Origin of the sequence: Mycobacterium sp. 1245499.0 (genome assembly GCF_001673615.1) — a bacterium.
In the GTDB taxonomy this organism is placed as follows: domain Bacteria; phylum Actinomycetota; class Actinomycetes; order Mycobacteriales; family Mycobacteriaceae; genus Mycobacterium; species Mycobacterium europaeum_A.
Genome location: NZ_LZMG01000275.1, coordinates 1 through 6,150, shown reverse-complemented (window position 1 = coordinate 6,150; position 6,150 = coordinate 1). Strand labels below are relative to the sequence as shown.

Annotated in this window: 5 protein-coding genes and 1 pseudogene; 5 read left to right on the top strand and 1 reads right to left on the bottom strand. The window is 70.1% G+C overall.

The window, feature by feature from the left end; translation table 11 throughout:
• Together carB and pyrF are read left to right on the top strand one after the other, a co-directional pair.
• On the top strand, nt 1–2,862 hold a 2,862-nt coding region (gene carB, locus A5646_RS16425), incomplete at its 5' end, for a carbamoyl-phosphate synthase large subunit (RefSeq protein ID WP_067022711.1).
• Entirely contained in the window at nt 2,859–3,683 is an 825-nt protein-coding gene (pyrF, locus tag A5646_RS16420; RefSeq protein WP_066880583.1) for an orotidine-5'-phosphate decarboxylase, read from the top strand. The genes carB and pyrF, both read left to right, overlap by 4 nt.
• 13 nt (nt 3,684–3,696) lie before the next feature.
• Here pyrF and A5646_RS16415 read toward each other — a convergent pair whose 3' ends face one another.
• The gene (locus A5646_RS16415; protein WP_066861659.1) at nt 3,697–4,119 is read right to left on the bottom strand and encodes a molybdopterin-binding protein; all 423 of its coding nucleotides are present in this window, start codon (nt 4,117–4,119) and stop codon (nt 3,697–3,699) included.
• A gap of 767 nt (nt 4,120–4,886) precedes the next feature.
• Here A5646_RS16415 and mihF point away from each other — a divergent pair.
• The 3 genes and pseudogenes from mihF to A5646_RS16400 all read left to right on the top strand — a co-directional run.
• The gene (mihF, locus tag A5646_RS16410) at nt 4,887–5,201 is read left to right on the top strand and encodes an integration host factor, actinobacterial type (RefSeq protein ID WP_007171927.1); all 315 of its coding nucleotides are present in this window, start codon (nt 4,887–4,889) and stop codon (nt 5,199–5,201) included.
• Nucleotides 5,202–5,289: 88 nt separating this feature from the next.
• Nucleotides 5,290–5,961: a guanylate kinase gene (gene gmk / locus A5646_RS16405; RefSeq protein ID WP_156753015.1), complete on the top strand. Its 672-nt coding sequence runs from the start codon at nt 5,290–5,292 to the stop codon at nt 5,959–5,961.
• A 66-nt stretch (nt 5,962–6,027) separates the two neighbouring features.
• Nucleotides 6,028–6,150 (top strand): annotated as a pseudogene (locus tag A5646_RS16400) (DNA-directed RNA polymerase subunit omega); the annotation flags it as partial.

The following is a 6,150-nucleotide window of genomic DNA, read 5'->3' as shown; positions in this document are numbered from 1 at the left end:
CTGCCGGTCGTGGTGCGGCCCAGCTTCACGATGGGCGGGCTGGGGTCCGGCATGGCGCGATCCGTCGAAGAGGTCGACCGGATGGCCGGCGCAGGCTTGGCCGAGAGCCCGAGCGCCAACGTGCTGATCGAGGAATCGATCTACGGCTGGAAGGAATTCGAGCTCGAGCTGATGCGCGACGGCAACGACAACGTGGTCGTCGTCTGCTCGATCGAGAACTTCGATCCCATGGGCGTGCACACCGGCGACTCGGTCACCGTCGCGCCGGCGATGACGCTGACCGACCGCGAATACCAGCGGATGCGGGACCTGGGCATCGCGATCCTGCGCGAGGTCGGGGTGGACACCGGCGGCTGCAACATCCAGTTCGCGATCAACCCGGTCGACGGCCGGCTGATCGTCATCGAGATGAACCCGCGGGTGTCGCGGTCCAGCGCGCTGGCCTCTAAGGCCACCGGCTTCCCGATCGCCAAGATCGCCGCCAAGCTCGCCATCGGGTACACCCTCGACGAGATCGTCAACGACATCACCAAGGAGACGCCCGCCTGCTTCGAGCCCACGCTGGACTACGTGGTGGTCAAGGCGCCCCGCTTCGCGTTCGAGAAATTCCCCGGCGCCGACCCCACCCTGACCACCACCATGAAGTCCGTCGGCGAGGCGATGTCGTTGGGCCGCAACTTCATTGAGGCGCTCGGCAAGGTGATGCGGTCCCTGGAAACCACCCGCGCGGGTTTTTGGACCAAGCCGGACCCGGACGGCGACGTCGGTGAGGTGCTCGACCGGCTGCGCACCCCGACCGAGGGCCGGCTCTACGACATCGAGCTGGCGCTGCGGCTGGGCGCGTCGGTGGAGCGGGTCGCCGAGGCCAGCGGCGTCGACCCGTGGTTCGTGGCGCAGATCGGCGAGCTGATCGAGCTGCGCGCGGAGCTGATCGCCGCCCCGGTGCTCGACGCCGACCTGCTGCGCCAGGCCAAGCACAGCGGGCTGTCGGACCGCCAGATCGCCGCGCTGCGCCCCGAATTGGCCGGCGAGAACGGGGTGCGCTCGCTGCGCGAGCGCCTCGGCGTGCACCCGGTGTACAAGACCGTCGACACCTGCGCGGCGGAGTTCGAGGCCAAGACGCCGTACCACTACAGCAGCTACGAGTTGGACCCCGCCGCCGAGACCGAGGTGGCGCCGCAGACCGAGAAGCCCAAGGTGCTGATCCTCGGATCGGGACCCAACCGCATCGGCCAGGGCATCGAATTCGACTACAGCTGCGTGCACGCCGCAACGACGTTGTCGCAGGCCGGTTTCGAGACGGTGATGGTCAACTGCAACCCGGAGACGGTGTCCACCGACTATGACACCGCCGACCGGCTCTACTTCGAGCCGCTGACCTTCGAGGACGTCCTCGAGGTGTTCCGCGCCGAGCAGCAGTCCGCCGGTGACGGACCGGGCGTGGTCGGGGTGATCGTGCAGCTCGGCGGCCAAACCCCGCTCGGGCTGGCGCAGCGCCTGGCCGACGCGGGCGTACCGATCGTCGGCACCCCGCCGGAGGCCATCGACCTGGCCGAGGACCGCGGCGCCTTCGGCGACGTGCTCACCACCGCCGGCCTGCCCGCGCCGAAGTACGGCATGGCAACCACTTTCGACCACGCCCGGCGGATCGCCGAAGACATCGGCTACCCGGTGCTGGTGCGGCCGTCCTACGTGCTGGGCGGCCGGGGCATGGAGATCGTCTACGACGAGGAGACGCTGCGCGGCTACATCACCCGGGCCACCGAGCTCTCGCCCGAGCACCCGGTGCTCGTCGACCGCTTCCTCGAGGACGCGGTGGAGATCGACGTGGACGCGCTGTGCGACGGCACCGAGGTGTACATCGGCGGCATCATGGAGCACATCGAGGAGGCCGGCATCCACTCCGGCGACTCGGCGTGCGCCCTGCCGCCGGTGACGCTGGGCCGCAGCGACATCGAGAAGGTGCGCCGGGCGACCGAGGCCATCGCGCACGGCATCGGTGTCGTGGGACTGCTCAACGTGCAGTACGCGCTCAAGGACGACGTGCTCTACGTCCTGGAGGCCAACCCGCGCGCCAGCCGCACGGTGCCGTTCGTGTCCAAGGCCACCGCGATCCCGCTCGCCAAGGCCTGCGCCCGGGTCATGTTGGGCGCCAAGATTTCCCAGCTGCGCGAGGAGGGGTTGCTTGCGGCGTCCGGCGACGGCGCCCACGCGGCGCAGAACGCCCCGATCGCGGTCAAGGAGGCGGTGCTGCCGTTCCACCGGTTCCGCCGGGCGGACGGCTCGGGCATCGATTCGCTGCTGGGCCCGGAGATGAAATCCACCGGCGAGGTGATGGGAATTGACCGCGACTTCGGCAGCGCCTTCGCCAAGAGCCAGACCGCGGCGTACGGGTCGCTGCCCGCCCAGGGCACCATCTTCGTGTCGGTGGCCAACCGCGACAAGCGCTCGCTGGTGTTCCCCGTCAAGCGGCTGGCCGACCTGGGTTTCCGCGTGCTGGCCACCGAGGGGACAGCGGAGATGTTGCGCCGCAACGGGATTCCGTGCGACGAGGTACGCAAGCACTTCGAGGAGCCGCAGCCGGGCCGACCCGCGGAGTCCGCGGTGGACGCGATCAAGGCCGGCGAGGTCGACATGGTCATCAACACGCCCTACGGCAACTCCGGGCCACGCATCGACGGCTACGAAATCCGTTCGGCCGCAGTGTCGGTCAATATCCCGTGTGTCACCACCGTGCAGGGCGCCTCGGCCGCCGTCCAGGGCATCGAGGCGGGCATCCGCGGCGACATCGGCGTGCGCAGCCTGCAAGAGCTGCACAGCCAGATCGGCCAGGGCGGCCTGCCTGGTAGCAGGCACCGGTGACCGGCTTCGGCGTCCGGCTGGCCGCCGCGAAAGCGGAGCGCGGGCCGCTGTGCGTGGGCATCGACCCGCATCCCGAGCTGCTGCGCGCCTGGGGCCTGCCCACCACCGCCGACGGGGTGGCCGCGTTCTGCGACATCTGCATCGAGGCGTTCTCCGGCTACGCGGTCGTCAAACCCCAGGTCGCGTTCTTCGAGGCGTACGGCGCCGCCGGATTCGCGGTGCTGGAACGCACCATCGCGGCGCTGCGGTCGGCCGGGGTGCTGGTGCTGGCCGACGCCAAACGCGGCGACATCGGCACCACGATGGCGGCCTACGCCGCCGCCTGGGCGGGTGATTCGCCGCTGGCCGCCGACGCGGTGACGGCCACGCCATATCTGGGGTTCGGCTCACTGCGGCCGCTGCTGGAAGCCGCCGCGGCGCACGACCGCGGGGTGTTCGTGCTGGCGGCCACCTCCAACCCGGAGGGGGCGACCGTGCAGCGCGCCGCCTTCGACGGCCGCACGGTGGCCCAGCTGGTCGTCGACCAGGCGGCGGTGGTGAATCGGTCCGCCACCGGATCCGGGCCGGGATACGTGGGGGTGGTCGTCGGCGCGACGGTCTTGCAGGCGCCCGATCTGAGCGCCCTGGGCGGCCCGGTGCTGGTGCCCGGGCTCGGCGTCCAGGGCGGGCGGCCCGAGGCGCTGGCGGGGCTGGGCGGGGCGGAACCCGGCCAGTTGTTGCCGGCGGTGGCCCGCGAGGTGCTGCGGGCCGGCCCGGGCGTGCCGGAGCTGCGCGCGGCGGCCGATCGCATGCTGGACGCGGTCGCCTACCTGGCGGTGTGAGCGGGTTCTGCGTCTAGTCCGACGCGACTGCGGTGCTGGGCCGCGCGGTTTCGACGATGACGGTGGTGGCCTTGACGACGGCCACGGCGACGCTGCCGGGGCGCAGCTGCAGTTCCTCGGCGGCCTCGGTGCTCATCAGCGAGACGACGGTGAACGGGCCGCACTGCATCTCGACCTGGGTCATCACCTTGTCGCTGACCACCGACGTGACCAGCCCGACGAAGCGGTTGCGGGCCGAGCTGCCGATGCTCAGCGGGTCCGCCGGCGGGGCGGGCGCATTGGTGCGGGAGAAGCGGGCGAGGTCCTCGCTGGCGATCACCTTGCGGCCGGCGGCGTCGTGACTGACCGCCAATGTGCCCTGGTTGATCCAGCGCCGCACGGTGTCGTCGCTGACTCCGAGCAGCTCGGCCGCCTGGCGAATTCGCAGGTTGGACACCCCCCGATCGTATCGGATTCCGCACCGCCGATTAGCTGAAATGGCCCGGGGGCGGGCCCGAAAACCGCAGTTACGGAACCAGATTGCAGATTTAACCGTGGTTACGGAAACGTACTGTGCGCGGATCGGAATCCGCGGACCCTCGGCGCCCCGCACGCACCGGCGCCCGTCGGGCGCGGCGGCGAACCGCGGTCGGCCAACGACGCTGCGGCCCTTGGTGGTTGGTGAAGGTCATCGTGCGTCGGCAGACCGAGTCGGTGTACCTCCCGGCGGTTCGGCCACGGTCTCCCCGGTGGCTGGCCTGTTGTTGCCGGGCGATCCCGGGGGCGGCCTGGACCGCTGCGCCGGGCCAAAGGCGGCGTTGGCCTGCCCTTTGACCGGCGGCGCGACACGCGCGACACGCCGCAACAAATCCGTGATCCGTCGCACCGGGCGTCACGGCCGCTCGGCGGCGGGTTTCCGAACGGCCCGGCCAAGCCGTCGCGCGCCGCCCCCGGGGGCTAAAACCGCAGCTAGCGACCCTGGCAAGGCGTCGAACCGGCCCGGCGAACCCCGCCCGGGCAACGTCGAAGGCGGCCGCCGCCGGCCCCGGCGGGAGCGCCGCTTCGGCCTGCCACGCGCCGGTCCATGCTGGGAGTTTGTCCCCTCAAGCAGGGGGTCGGGTTAGATTTCGTCAGGAGGCCTGAGTACGGTCGTCTCCGCTGGCAGAAGTACCGGCGAGACAAAAAGCGATCGATTGAAATTGATTGATCAGATACGGAGGAATCGTGGCCCTTCCCCAGTTGACCGACGAGCAGCGCGCGGCCGCGTTGGAGAAGGCGGCTGCCGCACGTCGAGCGCGAGCAGAGCTCAAAGACCGCCTGAAGCGTGGCGGCACCAACCTGACCCAGGTGCTCAAGGACGCCGAGACCGACGAAGTCCTGGGCAAGATGAAGGTTTCCGCGCTTCTCGAGGCGTTGCCCAAGGTGGGCAAGGTCAAGGCGCAGGAAATCATGACTGAGTTGGAGATCGCCCCCACCCGCCGCCTGCGCGGTCTCGGCGATCGCCAGCGCAAGGCCCTGCTGGAAAAGTTCGGCTCCTAACCCGGCCGCCGACGATGCAGGCCGCACGGCCTGAGGAGAAGGCGGGCAATCCGACCCGAGCCGTGGGCGCACCCCCCGAGGGGCGTCCGTGAGCGCCGGCGGGGGACCGGACGTCCAGCACGGCACACGTCCAGAACCATCAGGTAACGGACGTGTGGTCGTGCTGTCCGGTCCTTCCGCGGTGGGCAAGTCGACGGTCGTCCGGTGCCTGCGCGAGCGGGTGCCGAACCTGCATTTCAGCGTCTCGGCCACCACGCGGGCGCCGCGCCCCGGCGAGGTCGACGGTGTCGATTATCACTTCGTCAGCCCCGCCCGCTTCCAGCAGCTGATCGACGAGGGCGCGCTGCTGGAGTGGGCCGAAATCCATTCGGGACTGCACCGGTCGGGCACCCTGGCCGAGCCCATCCGGACCGCCACGGCCAATGGGTTTCCGGTGCTCATCGAGGTCGACCTGGCCGGCGCCAGGGCCGTCAAGAAGGCGATGCCGGAGGCGCTCGCGGTCTTCCTCGCACCGCCCAGCTGGGAGGATCTCGAGGCCAGGCTCATCGCCCGCGGCACCGAGACGCCGGAGGTCATGCGGCGGCGGCTGGGGACCGCCCGCATCGAAATGGCGGCCCAAAACGACTTCGACCGGGTGGTCGTGAACAGTCAATTGGAGTCAGCGTGCTCCGAATTGGTATCCTTGCTGGTGGGAACTGCGCCGGACCGGCCTGACCCGTCTGGCCAGACCAGAAGCCGGACCACATCCCAGCAAGATTGACCACCGAATTTTTCCGAACTTTGCAGCGGTGACGAGCCGCTCGAATCCGCCAGGAGATTGACCTAAGTGAGTATTCCGCAGTCCGACGCGGCTTTGGCCGCCGTCCCCGACCGGTTCGATCCGTCCGCCGGGGGACAGGGCGCCTACGACACCCCGCTGGGCATCACCAACCCGCCCATCGACGAGCTG